The following is a 13,352-nucleotide window of genomic DNA, read 5'->3' as shown; positions in this document are numbered from 1 at the left end:
GCATCCAGTATTCCAGAGACACCTGTGATTGACTGAGAAGCCGCGGCGTACTGGATCGCCCGCCCCAGTGCGCAATTGCGCACAAGACGGGCGATGACACCGAAATTGAGGAAGCACCTTACGTGCGGCCCCTCACTTCTTCACCAAGCTCCACTTCGTCACCACGGCTTCGCTCATCTGGCCGGGATCGCTGGCGCAGGCGATTTCGTCGACCTTGACCGAGATCTCCTTGCCGACGAACGATTTCAACTGCGTGGCCTGCGCGTCGCTGGAGGTGACGAGCTGGAAGGTTTCGGGTCCGGTTTCGAGATCGCACAGCCCGTTCGGCGCGGGCAGGCGGCGCGGCTCGGAGGTGATCTGGTACATCGCAACCCGCTTGCCGGCGTTCTTGGTGTCGCGAATCTTCATGGCGTTGAGCTCGCCCGAGAGCACCTCGCCGGCGCTGATCAGCTTGCCGGGCTTCGAGGGCGGCGGCGCCCCATCGTCCTCCTGCGGCGCGGCGATGGCCGGTGTCACCAGCAGCAGCATCGTCGCGACCAAAGCCGATCGTGTGGCGAAAAGTTTCGTCATGTCGTCCGTTCCGTCAAGTCTGGATGGAAATTCTCGTTTTGACGCGTTTTCTTCACGCGAACCGGTATCCACTTCGCTCGAAAACGCTCTAGAACAGGGTCCGCTGCCGCATGGCGGCCGATAGCGTGCCCTCATCGAGATAATCAAGCTCGCCACCGACCGGCACACCGTGCGCTAACCGGGTTACTTTTACGTTGGCGTCCTGAAGCAGGTCGGTGATGTAATGTGCGGTGGTCTGTCCGTCGACTGTCGCATTCAGCGCAAGAATGATCTCGTGCACCTCGGCCGCGTGGGCACGCGCGACCAGCGCGTCGATGGTGAGGTCCTGCGGGCCGACGCCATCGAGCGGCGACAGGGTCGCGCCCAGCACGTGGTAGCGCCCCTGGGTCGCATTAGCCCGCTCCAGCGCCCAGAGATCGGCGACGTCGGCGACGACGACGATGATGGCGGGATCACGCTTCGGATCGGTGCAGACCGTGCAGGGATTTTGCGTGTCGATATTGCCGCAGGTCTTGCAGACCTGAACCTTGTCGAGCGCAACCTGCAGGGCTGACGACAGCGGCATCATCAGCGCTTCGCGCTTCTTGATCAGATGCAGCGCGGCGCGCCGCGCGGAGCGCGGGCCCAGACCCGGCAGCCGCGCGAGAAGCTGGACCAGCCGCTCGATTTCGGGACCTGCAACCGCGCCCATGTTACTGGCCGAACAGCCCCGGCGGCAGGCCGAGCCCGCCGGTGAGCGACTGCATCTTCTCCTGCATCGCGGTCTCCGCCTTGCGGCGGGCATCACTGAGCGCGGTGACGAGCAGGTCTTCGAGCACCTCGCGCTCCTCGGCCTTCATCAGCGAGGGATCGATCTTGATGCCCTTGACGTCCATCTTCGCGGTCATGCGCACCGCGACGAGGCCGCCGCCGGAGATGCCCTCGACCTCTACGTTGGCGAGCTGCTCCTGCATCTCCTGCATCTTGGATTGCAGCTGCGCTGCCTGCTTCATCATGCCGAGGAAATCAGCCATGGGTTTTCGTCCTTGGAAAGAATGGCTCTAGAGATCGTCGTCGGCGTCGGAACCGTCGGGCGGATCGTCAGAGCCATAGTCGGCGTTAATATTGGATTCCGGCGTCTCGGGGGCAAGCCTGCGGACCTCGACGACCTTCGCACCGGGGAAGCGCGACAGCACCTCCTGCACGCGCGGATCGGCCTCGGCGTTGCGTGCATGTTCCTGCTTGGCGGCCTGGCTCACCGAGCGCAGCGTCGCCTGGCCCTGCTCGTTGGACACGATGATGGTCCAGCGGCGCCCGGTCCACTGCTCGAATTTGCGCGCGAGCTCGGAGATCATCGTTTTCGACGCGTTCGGCTCGAGCGCGACCTCCAGCCGGCCCTCCTCGAAACGAACGAGGCGCATGTCGCCTTCGAGCGCGCCCTTGGTCATGAGGTCGCGCTTCTGCCCGGCAAGCGCGACGAGCTGGGTAAAGCTGGTGATGCGCAGCTGGGGTGCGGCCGCCTGCGGGTCCGGCGCGGGGGCCGCCATCTGCGGCCGGGCACCGCCGCCGAACGCAGTCGGCGACGAGGTCGGCATGCGAACCGGCGCAGCAGAGGTCACGGACGCCGCGGAGGCCATCGGGGCCGCCGGCGCGCCGCTGCGCGCAGCACCGCCGCCGCCCACGACCGGCGAACCGCCGCCGTTCTGCTCCAGCATCCTGATCGCCTCATCCGGCGTCGGCAGGTCGGCGACATAGGCGATGCGCACCAGCACCATCTCGGCGGCCGCAGCCGGCCGCGTCGCGGCCTGCACCTCGGTGATGCCCTTGAGCAGCATCTGCCACATCCGCGACAGCACGCGCATCGAGATCTTCGAGGCGAAATCCTTCGCGCGCACGCGCTCGGTCTCGCCATAGGCGACGTTGTCGGCGGTCGCCGGCACGATCTTCACGCGGGTGACGAAATTGACGAACTCGGCGAGGTCCGAGAGCACGACGATCGGGTCAGCGCCGACATCGTACTGGTCGCGGAACTCCTTGAAGGCGCTCGCGATGTCACCACGCGCCAGCGAATCGAAGAGGTCGATGACGCGGGTGCGGTCGGCAAGGCCCAGCATCTGCCTGACCGCATCGGCCTTCACCTGGCCCGCCGCATGCGCGATGGCCTGGTCGAGCAGCGACAGCGAATCGCGCACCGAGCCTTCCGCGGCGCGCGCGATGATGCCGAGCGCCTCGGGCTCGATCTCGACGCTTTCCTTCGCGGCGATGTTGGCGAGATGCTTCATCAGCACATCGGCCTCGACGCGGCGAAGATCAAAACGCTGGCAGCGCGACAGCACCGTGACCGGAACCTTGCGGATCTCGGTCGTGGCGAACACGAACTTGGCGTGCTCCGGCGGTTCCTCCAGCGTCTTCAGGAAGGCGTTGAACGCCGCCGTCGACAGCATGTGGACTTCGTCGATGATGTAGACCTTGTAGCGGGCGCTGGCCGGCGCGTAGCGCACGCTGTCGTTGATCTGGCGGACGTCGTCGACGCCGGTATGCGATGCCGCGTCCATCTCCAGCACGTCCATGTGCCGGCTTTCCATGATCGCCTGGCAATGCACGCCGAGCGTCGGCATGTGGATGGTCGGGCCCCTCACCGAGCCGTCCGGCATCTCGTAGTTGAGCGCACGGGCCAGAATACGCGCAGTGGTGGTCTTGCCGACACCGCGGACGCCGGTGAGGATCCAGGCCTGCGGAATGCGCCCGGTCTCGAACGCATTGGAGACGGTGCGGACCACGGCCTCCTGGCCGATCAGATCGTCGAAGCTCGAAGGGCGGTATTTGCGCGCCAGCACCCGGTACGGTGCGTTGCCGGCCTGGCCGGCGCTGTCGGGATTTGGAGGGTCGCCAGCGTCGGTCATCGGTCAATCCGCAATGGAATGTCTCTCGGCTGGCTTTTGCGGACAGGAGCGCGCTGGCGGGAAGCCCGCCGGCGCAATTCGCTCGAAAAAACAGGTAGGAGACTGACGAGCGACCCGATCCGGACCTCGTTAGGGCTGCTTCCTTCCGGACCTGACCCGGTTGGCGAGTGGCTCGTCCACCGCCAATCTCCCGGTCCCTATTTGGGGCCAAAAGGTCGGGAAAGCAAGCGGGTATCACTTTGACCAGCTTGATCTTGCCCAGCATCCGGGCAATTCCTGACCTGCCCAGCCGATAGGCTGTGCTTTCACAGCCTCCGTCGCCTTGGTAAGAACGCGTGGCGGAACTCCACCTAACCAGAAAAGCGATTGATCCCAATGGTTACACGTCGTGATGTTGCATCGATTGTCGGACTTGGTGCCCTTGGCGCGGTAACCGCGAGCACGCTGGCCTCTCCGGCCGTGGCCCAGGCGGCCGATCCCAACGAATCGACCTTTGCCCGCATCCGCCGCACCAAGAAGATGCGGATCGGCGCGGTCGGCGGCGGCGCGCCCTATTACATGAAGGACCTCGCCAGCGGCCAGTGGAAGGGCTTTTACGTCGACATCGCCAAGGCGCTTGCCGACGACATGGAAGCCGAGCTCGAGATCACCGAAACCACCTGGGGCAATTCGGTGCTCGATCTGCAGTCCAACAAGATCGACATCTTCTTCGGCCTCAATCCGACCCCGAAGCGCGCGCTGGTGGTCGATTTCTCGGTGCCGGTCTTCAACAACGCCTTCGGCATCCTCTGCAAGAAGGACTTCAAGCCGAAGAGCTGGGCCGAGTTGAACTCGCCCGACGTCAAGATCGCGGTCGACCAGGGCTCCTCGCACGACCAGGTCGTCAGCCGCCTGACGCCGAAGGCGCAGATCTCGCGGCTGAAGACCGCCGACGACGCCACCGCCGCGCTGCAGACGGGCCGCGTCGATGCGCAGTGCCTGATCACCATGCTGTCGCTGACGGTGCTGAAGAAGAACCCCTCGCTCGGCCAGTTCGTGCTGCCGACGCCGATCTTCGCCACGACGTCGAATGCCGGCTTCCGCCGCGAGAACGACAAGACCTTCCGCGACTACGTCAACACCTGGATCGACTTCAACAAGGGCCTCGGCTTCATCCGCAACGCGATCATCACCAACATGGAGCTGGTGGGCGTGACCGAAGCGGACATTCCGCCGGGCGTTTCGCTGTAAGGCATGATGAGCTTGGGTCGAGCTCTGTCGGCGCGCTCCGCTTCTCTCCCTCTCCCGCTTGCGGGAGAGGGTCGGGGTGAGGGTGCCTCCGCTGGCAAGACTCCCCCAGAGGAAAGAGCCCTCACCCGCATCGCATCTTCGATGCGACGCGACCTCTCCCGCAAGCGGGAGAGGTGAAGCAAGAAAGCACGCATGTATCAGTGGGACTTCGGCATCCTCTGGAGCTATCGCTGGCTCTTTCTCAACGGGCTAGGCGTCACCGTCGGCTTCACGGTGGTCATCGTGCTGCTCGGCCTTGTGTTCGGCCTGTTCGGGGCGTTCGGCAGCCTGTCGCGGTTCAAGGCGGTGCGCCTGGTCGCCCTCACCTTCATCGAAGCGTTTCGCTGCACGCCGATCCTGGTGCAGCTGATCTGGTTCTATTACGCGCTGCCGATCCTGGCAGGTGTCGAGATGACGCCGATCACGGCCTCGGCGCTGGCGCTCTCGCTCTATGGCGGCTCGTTCTATTCGGAGATCATCCGCGGCGGCATCATCTCGATCGACAAGGGCCAGTCGGAAGCCGGCGCTGCGCTCGGCATGACGCCGGGGCAGAGCATGCGGCGCATCGTGCTGCCGCAGGCGATCAAGCGCATGATCCCGGCGCTGATGAACCAGTCGATCATCCAGTTCAAGAACACCTCGCTGGTCTCGGTGCTCGCGGTGCCCGATCTGGTCTATCAGAGCCAGGTCGCGGCGCATGACAGCTACCGGCCGCTGGAGACCTACACCGCGGTTGCGGTCGCCTATGCGGCGATCCTGATCCCGCTCACCATCATCGTCCGCCGCGGCGAGAAGCGACTGGCGGTCAGCGAATGAGCGACACCTCGAAAATCGAGATCCGTGGCCTGCGCAAGAGCTTTGGCAGCAACGAGGTCCTGAAGAACATCAATCTCGACGTCGCCAAGGGTGGTGTCGTGGCGCTGATCGGGCCGTCAGGCTCGGGCAAATCGACGCTGCTCCGCTGCATCAATCTCCTGGTCGTGCCCGACGGCGGCAGCGTCCGCGTCGGCGACACGCGCTTTGCGTTCGGTGATGGCTCAAAGCTTCCCGACGTGAAGACACTGGCAAAATTCCGCGCCACCACCGGCATGGTGTTTCAGCACTTCAACCTGTTCCCGCATATGACGACGCTCCAGAACGTGATGGAGGGACCGGTCACGGTGCGGCGCATGGCCAAGGCAGACGCCGAGAAGCTCGCGCGCGCGCAGCTCGCCAAGGTCGGGCTTGCCGAGAAGGCCGACCAATATCCGGCGACGCTCTCCGGCGGCCAGAAGCAGCGCGTCGCGATCGCACGCGCGCTCGCGATGGAGCCGGATGTGATGCTGTTCGACGAGGCAACGTCGGCGCTCGATCCGGAGCTCGTCGGCGAGGTGCTGAACGTGATCCAGCAGCTGGCCTCCGAGGGCATGACCATGGTGATCGTGACCCACGAGATCGCCTTTGCCCGCGAAGTCGCCGACCGCCTGATCTTCATGCGCGACGGTGTCGTGGTCGAGGAAGGCCCGGCGCGGCAGGTGATCGACAATCCGCAGGAAGCCGCGACGCGCGCCTTCCTCAGCCATTTCCACCGCACCGGCGCGCTGCCGCCGGCCACCACAGCATCCTGATGCCCGATATTGACCGCGTCTATCTCGTCACCGGGGCCGCCAGCGGCATCGGTCGCGCCACGGCAAAATTGCTCGCGGCGCCGGGCGTCGCACTTCTGCTGCACACGCGCTCGAACGCGGAAGGTCTCGACGCCACGGCGGCGGAGGCGCAAGCGAACGGCGCTGTAGTCGCAAAATGTCTCGGCGATCTCGCCGAGGAAGCGGCCGTCACCGACGCGCTCAGCGCCACGCAACGCGCCTTTGGCCGGCTGGACGGATTGATCCTGGTCGGCGGCCACGCCCGCCGCGGCAGCGCGATCGGTACGCCGACGGATCAGTTTCGGCAAGCGATGGACGAGTCCGCATTGGCCTTCACGCGGATGGTCGATGCCGCGCTGCCACTGTTGCGCGCCGGGAATGATCCACGCATCGTTGCAGTGTCGTCGTTCGTCGCGCACGCGATCCGGCCCGAGTTCGCGCCCTTCGCGGCCACCGCTGCGAGCCGCTCCGCGCTGGAAGCACTCGTGCGCCTGACCGCCGTTGAGCTCGCCAGGGATGGCATCACCGTCAACGCAGTCGCGCCGGGCCTCATCGTCAAGGACAAGCCGAGCGAAAGCAGGCTGTCGCCCGAGCAGATCGCAGCCACCGAAGCGCTGATTCCGATGCGTCGCCGCGGGCGGCCGGAGGAAGTCGCCGAGATCATCGCCTTCCTGGCGTCCCCGAAAGCATCCTACGTCACCGGCCAGGTCTGGCACGTCAATGGAGGCCTGACATGACCGAAGCAACCGTCGAACGTCTCCGCCTGTTCCTGATCGAGAGCCCGATCAAGATGGCGCGCCTGCAGGGCGTCGGCAACGTCAAGGGCACGGTGAAGCGCGTGCTGATCGAGCTCACCTCGAGCGACGGCGTGGTCGGATGGGGCGAAGCGGCGCCGTGGGAGGTGTTCACGGGAACGCCGGAAGCGGCGTTCGCCGCGCTCAATATCTATCTGCGGCCGATCCTGCTCGGCAAACCTGTGCGCCGTATCCGCGCGCTGATGACCGAGCTCGACCGCGCGCTGGTCGGCCACGCAGAAGCAAAAGTCGCGATCGAGATGGCATTGCTCGATATTGTCGGTAAATCCTCCGGCTTGTCGGTCGCCGATCTCCTCGGCGGCCGCGTGCGCGACACCATTCCGTTGTCGTTCTCGATCGCGGATCCGGATTTCGCCGCCGATCTGGAACGCATGCGCAAGATGGTTCCGGACGGGAACGTCACCTACAAGGTCAAGACCGGCGTAAAGCCACATCGCGAGGACCTCGATCATCTCTCGGCGATCCGCAAGGAATTCGGCGACAAGGTCGACCTTCGCGTCGACTACAACCAGGCGCTGGCGCCGTTCGGCGCCATCAAGATCTTGCGCGATGTCGAGGAGTTCGCACCGACTTTCATCGAGCAGCCGGTGCCGCGCAAATTTCTCGACGTGATGGCGCAACTCACCGCGGCATTGGAAACACCGGTGCTCGCCGACGAAAGCTGCTTCGACCGCCGCGACATGATGGAGGTGGTGCGCCGCGAGGCGGCCGATGCCGTCTCGATCAAGCTGATGAAGGCCGGCGGCCTGTTCGAGGCACAGGCGATCATGGCGATCGCCGACATCGCCGGCCTGCCCGGCTATGGCGGCACGCTATGGGAGGGCGGCATCGGTCTTGCCGCCGGCACGCAGCTGATCGCGGCGACGCCGGGCATCTCGCTCGGCTGCGAGTTCTACATGCCGCATCATGTGCTGACCGAGGACGTGCTCGAGGAGCGCGTCGCCAACCGCGCAGGTCACGTTGTCGTGCCCGATGGCCCCGGCCTTGGCATCCGTGTCAGCGAAGCTTCGATCCGCGCCAATGCGCGGGTGCTGGCAGAGGCGTAAGACGGCGCCACAACCTCGCTGTCGTCCCGGGCAAGCGTCAGCGCAGCGGAACGCCGATCCGGGACGACAGCGGAGCATGCCGCCCCCGCGGCTCCGATCCTTCCCCTCCGGGAATCGGTATCGTATGGTTCGGCCCAACGCGCCCGACCTCATCGGGCATTCTGGAAACACCTATGTCCGATCCCGCCTGGTCGCTGCACTCCCGCCTGAAAGAGGACACCATCGATATCGGCGATCTGCCGCTGTCGAAGGTGCTCGTCATCAAGGACGCGCATTATCCCTGGCTGCTGCTGGTGCCGCGCCGCGCCGATGCGGTCGAGATCATCGATCTCGACGAGGTCCAGCAGGCGCAATTGATGACCGAGATCTCCCGCGTCTCGCGCGCGCTGAAGGAGATCACCAAATGCGACAAGCTCAATGTCGCAGCGCTCGGCAATCTCGTGCCGCAGCTTCACGTTCACATCATCGCGCGCCGCACCGGTGACGCCGCCTGGCCGCGGCCGGTCTGGGGCGTGATGCCGCCGCTCGCGCATGACGCCACTGAAGTACAGAATTTCATCAGCGCACTTCGCCGAAAAATCTGGTTGGGTTGAAAGAACAAGAAATGTCAGCATTCGACTCGTTTCCGCTCGGGCAGCCGGCCTTCGTCACCAACATCCTCGACCGCGCCGCGCATCTGCGCCGCGATGACGAAAAACTGTTCGCGATGGAGCAGAAGCCGTCGTCGCGCGCCTATGTCGTCTACCGCGACTCGCTGCTGGTGAAGCGCGACGGCGACAGGACCCGCGCGCTGCTGTCGATCGACGAGGCGCTGAAATGCGGCGCCAATCCCGGCACGATCTTTCTGGGCCTGCGCGACGACGCGGCGATCTTCGGCATGGGCATGCCGCAAGCGGCCGCCGAAAAGCTGATCGGCCGCGAGGATTTTACCGTCACCGAGTTGCGCGGCATGGCGATGCAGGGCGCGATTCCGCCCGAGGAGCTGTCGGCGATCGCGATGGCGAAGTCGATGGTCAGCTGGCACCAGCGCCACGGCTATTGCGCCAATTGCGGCACCCGCAGCGCGATGAAGGAAGGCGGCTGGAAGCGCGATTGCCCGGCCTGCAAGGCCGAGCACTTTCCGCGCACCGATCCCGTCGTGATCATGCTGGTGGCGTCCGGTGAAAAGTGCCTGCTCGGCCGCCAGAAGCAGTTTCCGCCGGGCATGTATTCCTGCCTTGCCGGCTTCGTCGAAGCCGCCGAGACCATCGAGGACGCGGTGCGCCGCGAGATCCTCGAAGAATCCGGCATTCGCTGCACCGACGTGCAGTATTACATGACGCAGCCCTGGCCCTATCCGTCGTCGCTGATGATCGGCTGCAGCGCACGTGCGCTGAACGAGGACGTCGTCGTCGATCATTCCGAGCTCGAGGATGCACGCTGGTTCACGCGCGAGGAGGCGGCGCTGATGCTGAAGCGCACGCATCCGGACGGGCTCGCCGGCCCGCACCCCTTCGCGATCGCGCATCATCTGCTCGGCCGCTGGGTGCACGACAAGAGCTGACCGCCGATGGCGCTCTCCGAGATCGCGCCGCGCATCCTCTGCATCGGCATTCCCGTGCGCGACCTGACCTTTCGGGTCGAGGCGGTGCCGAAGCGCGGCAGCAAGGCCAATGCCACGCATCTTGCCGAGATCTGCGGCGGCAATGCGCTCAATGCCGCGATCGCGATGGCGCGGCTCGGTGGTCGCATCGCGTTTGCCGGGCCGATGGGCGATGCGCGGGAGACGTCGAGCAGCTTCATCCTCGAGCGGATGGCTGCCGAGGGCATCGACGTCGGGCATATCGTGCGCATGAGGGATGCGGCCACGCCCGTCTCCGCGATCATCATCGACGCGACCGGCGAACGAACGCTGACGATCTATCGCGATCCCGCGCTGTGGGCCGTGACGCTATCGGATGCCGACGAACTCCTCGCCGATTGTCAGGCTGTCCTCGTCGAAAGCCGTTGCGGCACCTTCTGCATCGATCTCTGCATTGAAGCACGCCGGCGCGGCATTCCCGTCATCGTCGGCGTCGACCGCGCGATGGCGCTCACCGACAGTCTGCTCACGGCCGCCTCGCATCTGCTGTTCTCCAGCGAGCAGGTCCAGGAGACCGCCGGCGTCGCTGACGACGGCGAGGCCTTGAAGCGGCTGGCCGGGCTGACGCCTGCCTTCCTCGCCGCCACCCGCGGCCCGCGCGGCACGATCTGGCTGAACGAGGCGGGCACGCTGGAGGAAACCCCGGCTTTTCCGGTCGACGCCGTCGATACGCTCGGCGCCGGCGACGTCTTCCACGGCGCCTTCACGCTTGGGCTTGCCGAGGGCAGCGGCGTGCGGGAGGCGCTGCGATTCGCCGCGGCCGCCGCAGCCCTGAAATGCACCCGCCATGGCGGCGGCCCGGCCGCGCCGCAACGCATTGAAGTTGAAGGGTTTTTACGAGACAGGTATTAGAGCCATTCTGGCTTCCCGCCGAGATTATGGGCTTGCGGTAGAAGATTTTCCTCTATATGACGGAATTCAGCCCTCATATTGGAACAAAGTTCTTCAAATGACCGACGTCGCTGTCCAACTCCCCGAGACCAGCCGCCGCCTCGACGCCATCGACCGCAAGATCCTGATGGTACTCCAGGAGGATGCCTCCCTGTCCGTTGCCGAAATCGGCGACCGCGTCGGGCTGTCCTCGACTCCCTGCTGGAAGCGCATCCAGCGCCTGGAGGCCGACGGCGTCATCCTGAAGCGGGTGGCGCTGGTCGACCAGAACAAGATCGGGCTCGGCATCTCCGTGTTCGTCTCGGTGGAGAGCTCCGATCATTCCGACGCCTGGCTCAAGAAGTTCGCCGAGGCCGTCAGCGCCATGCCCGAGGTGATGGAATTCTACCGCATGGCCGGCGATGTCGATTACATGCTGCGCGTCGTGGTCGCGGACATGCAGGCCTATGACATCTTCTACAAGAAGCTGATCAGCGCCGTGCCGCTGAAGAACGTCACCTCGCGCTTCGCGATGGAGAAGATCAAGTCGGTCACCGCGCTGCCGATCCCGGCCGTGGTCGCGGCGTAAATCCGGCGTTCAGCTCCGGACCCCATCAATTCGAATCAGCGGCAAAGCGCCGCTGATTTCCGTTCGACTCCAATTCCTCGCCCGATTCGGCACCTCGGTAAGCAAGCATTTACCGAGAATTAGGTCCGCTCGCCTATTGTCGCGCCATGGAGGGGAGAACGGCGAATCCGTCCCGGCGGTGGCCCGCCTGGGCAAATGCGACTGCATTGCTGGTCGCAGGCTGGATCGCGCTGGCTATCCTCACCCTACAGGTTCGTCCGGGTGCGACTGTTGTCGCGGTTGCGTTTCCGCCCTGGTGGAGCACGCAGCAGGTTTTTCAGGCTGCGGGATCCGCGCAAGCGGCGATCGTCGGGGCAACCGCCCTTCCCACTCTCCTCGTCGTCCGCCCGGATGACCATGACGGACTGACCCGCCTGCATGATGCCGGCGCATGGTTCGTGATGGACGCGCAAGCGGTCTCAGCATGTTTCGGTAGGTAGCCTTTTGGCGTGGAGCCATTCGGCTCGCAGTCCTGGAGAGGATGAGATGGTTGTCGAGAACGACGGACTGGAATCGCTGCGTCAGACCACCAGCAGAATTCTCGTCGCGGTGCTCTGGTTGCACGTGCCGATCAGCGTGACGGTCGGCCTTGCACTCGGCAAGGCCTGGCTCATCCCCGCAATCTTCATGGCGATCTTCGCGCTCGTCGCGACCCTGTCCTGGCGCATGTCGGGCAATGGCCTCTCCACGCGTCTGGTGTTCTCCGTCGCACTGATGAGCGGCGTGTCGATGTTCACCTGGCAGTTCGAGGGACATCCCTGGCAGATCGACATGCACATGTACTTCTTCGCGGCGCTGGCCTGCACGGTCGCCTATTGCGACTACCGGCCGATCGTCGCCGCAACGATTGCGGTCGCGCTGCATCACATCGCGCTGAACTTCCTGCTGCCCGCGGCGATCTATCCCGGCGGCTCCGATTTCGGCCGCGTCGTGCTGCATGCGGTGATCCTGCTGATCGAGGCCGGCGTGCTGATCGCGCTGGCGCACAAGCTCCAGGAACTGTTCGAGACGACGGCGGTGAAGACCGCCGAGGCGCAGACCGCGATGGCCGCGGAAGCGCGCGCCAACCAGGAGCGCGGCGAGGTCGAGCAGCGCGCCAAGCAGGACCGTGAAGCGGCCAAGCAGCGGCTTGCGACCAATTTCGAACGCAGCATCGGCGGCATCGTCGAAGCGGTGGCGATCGCAGCCGGCGAAGTCCAGCATCTGTCGTCCGCGATGAGCAGCAACAGCGCCGACACGGCACGGCAGACCGCAGCCGCGGCAGCAGCCTCGACCCGCGCCTCGGGCAACGTCGAGACGGTGGCCGCCGCGACCGAGGAATTGACCGCATCGGTCACCAGCATCACGCAGCAGGTCGCCCGCTCCGCCGAGATCGCCGCGCGTGCCGCGGACGAAGCGCGCCGCACCAATCAGGTGGTCGAGGGGCTCGCCAGCGGCACGCAGAAGATCGGCGAGGTCGTCACGCTGATCCAGAACATCGCGAGCCAGACCAATCTCCTCGCGCTGAACGCCACCATCGAGGCGGCGCGCGCCGGCGAGCACGGCAAGGGCTTTGCGGTGGTCGCAAGCGAAGTGAAGGCGCTGGCGAACCAGACCGCAAAAGCCACCGAGGAAATCTCGGCGCAGGTGCAGAACATCCAGAGCGCCACCGGCGATGCCGTCAACGCCATCCAGGCGATCGGCGCGACCATCGCCGAGATCGATGAGATCTCCGGCCAGATCTCGACCGCAGTCGATCAGCAGGGCCTGGCAACGCGCGAGATCGCCGGCAGTCTGCAGCAGGCCGCCACCGGCACCCGTGAGGTCAACGACAACATCACGAGCGTCAGCAAGGCCTCCAACGAAACAGGCGCGGCCGCCTCGAAGATGCACCAGGCCGCCGCCGGACTGTCCTCGCAGTCCGAGCGCCTCAAGGCCGAAGTGGATGGTTTCCTGGGGTCGCTGCGGACGGCGTGAGTCTCGCTTGAAAAGCGCTGTCATCGCCCGGCTTGACCGGGCGATCCAGTACTCCGAGACGCCTGTGATT

Annotated in this window: 14 protein-coding genes and 1 other RNA gene; 10 read left to right on the top strand and 5 right to left on the bottom strand. The window is 65.3% G+C overall.

Translation table 11 applies throughout. The features are described 5' to 3' along the window. Positions 1 to 132 precede the first annotated feature (132 nt). From NLM32_RS04290 to ffs, 5 genes are all read right to left on the bottom strand, one after another. Positions 133 to 570, bottom strand: coding sequence for a hypothetical protein (locus NLM32_RS04290; RefSeq protein ID WP_254128027.1), 438 nt, complete (start codon positions 568 to 570; stop codon positions 133 to 135). Positions 571 to 658: 88 nt separating this feature from the next. Beyond that, complete coding sequence (recR, locus tag NLM32_RS04285; protein ID WP_027561562.1) at positions 659 to 1,261, bottom strand: recombination mediator RecR; 603 nt, start codon at positions 1,259 to 1,261, stop codon at positions 659 to 661. A gap of 1 nt (position 1,262) precedes the next feature. After that, entirely contained in the window at positions 1,263 to 1,583 is a 321-nt protein-coding gene (locus tag NLM32_RS04280) for a YbaB/EbfC family nucleoid-associated protein (RefSeq protein ID WP_027530442.1), read from the bottom strand. A gap of 27 nt (positions 1,584 to 1,610) precedes the next feature. After that, positions 1,611 to 3,452, bottom strand: a complete 1,842-nt coding sequence (locus tag NLM32_RS04275; protein ID WP_254128026.1) for a DNA polymerase III subunit gamma/tau — start codon at positions 3,450 to 3,452, stop codon at positions 1,611 to 1,613. Between the two features lie 94 nt (positions 3,453 to 3,546). Next, positions 3,547 to 3,643: signal recognition particle sRNA small type (gene ffs / locus NLM32_RS04270), an RNA gene on the bottom strand. Positions 3,644 to 3,827: 184 nt separating this feature from the next. Here ffs and NLM32_RS04265 point away from each other — a divergent pair. From NLM32_RS04265 to NLM32_RS04215, 10 genes are all read left to right on the top strand, one after another. Then, positions 3,828 to 4,682 carry a transporter substrate-binding domain-containing protein gene (locus tag NLM32_RS04265; protein ID WP_254128025.1) on the top strand — a complete coding sequence of 285 codons (855 nt, stop codon included), beginning with the start codon at positions 3,828 to 3,830 and terminating at the stop codon, positions 4,680 to 4,682. Positions 4,683 to 4,874: 192 nt separating this feature from the next. Continuing rightward, the gene (locus tag NLM32_RS04260; protein WP_254123809.1) at positions 4,875 to 5,537 is read left to right on the top strand and encodes an amino acid ABC transporter permease; all 663 of its coding nucleotides are present in this window, start codon (positions 4,875 to 4,877) and stop codon (positions 5,535 to 5,537) included. Further along, positions 5,534 to 6,328 carry an amino acid ABC transporter ATP-binding protein gene (locus NLM32_RS04255; protein WP_254128024.1) on the top strand — a complete coding sequence of 265 codons (795 nt, stop codon included), beginning with the start codon at positions 5,534 to 5,536 and terminating at the stop codon, positions 6,326 to 6,328. The genes NLM32_RS04260 and NLM32_RS04255 overlap by 4 nt, the downstream gene beginning before the upstream one ends. Then, positions 6,328 to 7,083, top strand: a complete 756-nt coding sequence (locus tag NLM32_RS04250) for an SDR family NAD(P)-dependent oxidoreductase (protein ID WP_254128023.1) — start codon at positions 6,328 to 6,330, stop codon at positions 7,081 to 7,083. The genes NLM32_RS04255 and NLM32_RS04250 overlap by 1 nt, the downstream gene beginning before the upstream one ends. Further along, complete coding sequence (locus NLM32_RS04245; RefSeq protein WP_254128022.1) at positions 7,080 to 8,207, top strand: muconate cycloisomerase family protein; 1,128 nt, start codon at positions 7,080 to 7,082, stop codon at positions 8,205 to 8,207. The genes NLM32_RS04250 and NLM32_RS04245 overlap by 4 nt, the downstream gene beginning before the upstream one ends. Before the next feature lie 173 nt (positions 8,208 to 8,380). Next, entirely contained in the window at positions 8,381 to 8,800 is a 420-nt protein-coding gene (locus NLM32_RS04240; protein WP_148751635.1) for an HIT domain-containing protein, read from the top strand. A gap of 11 nt (positions 8,801 to 8,811) precedes the next feature. Then, on the top strand, positions 8,812 to 9,750 hold the full coding sequence (gene nudC / locus NLM32_RS04235) for an NAD(+) diphosphatase (RefSeq protein WP_254128021.1): 939 nt from the start codon (positions 8,812 to 8,814) through the stop codon (positions 9,748 to 9,750). A gap of 6 nt (positions 9,751 to 9,756) precedes the next feature. Next, the gene (locus NLM32_RS04230) at positions 9,757 to 10,680 is read left to right on the top strand and encodes a sugar kinase (RefSeq protein ID WP_254128020.1); all 924 of its coding nucleotides are present in this window, start codon (positions 9,757 to 9,759) and stop codon (positions 10,678 to 10,680) included. A gap of 97 nt (positions 10,681 to 10,777) precedes the next feature. After that, positions 10,778 to 11,287 carry an Lrp/AsnC family transcriptional regulator gene (locus NLM32_RS04225; protein WP_200470386.1) on the top strand — a complete coding sequence of 170 codons (510 nt, stop codon included), beginning with the start codon at positions 10,778 to 10,780 and terminating at the stop codon, positions 11,285 to 11,287. A gap of 525 nt (positions 11,288 to 11,812) precedes the next feature. Beyond that, positions 11,813 to 13,282, top strand: a complete 1,470-nt coding sequence (locus tag NLM32_RS04215) for a methyl-accepting chemotaxis protein (protein WP_254128018.1) — start codon at positions 11,813 to 11,815, stop codon at positions 13,280 to 13,282. The last annotated feature ends 70 nt before the right edge of the window (positions 13,283 to 13,352 follow it).

This window comes from Bradyrhizobium sp. CCGUVB14 (assembly GCF_024199935.1).
GTDB lineage: Bacteria > Pseudomonadota > Alphaproteobacteria > Rhizobiales > Xanthobacteraceae > Bradyrhizobium.
Note: the sequence above shows the minus strand (reverse complement) of the source record. Positions and strands in the feature narration are given on the sequence as shown.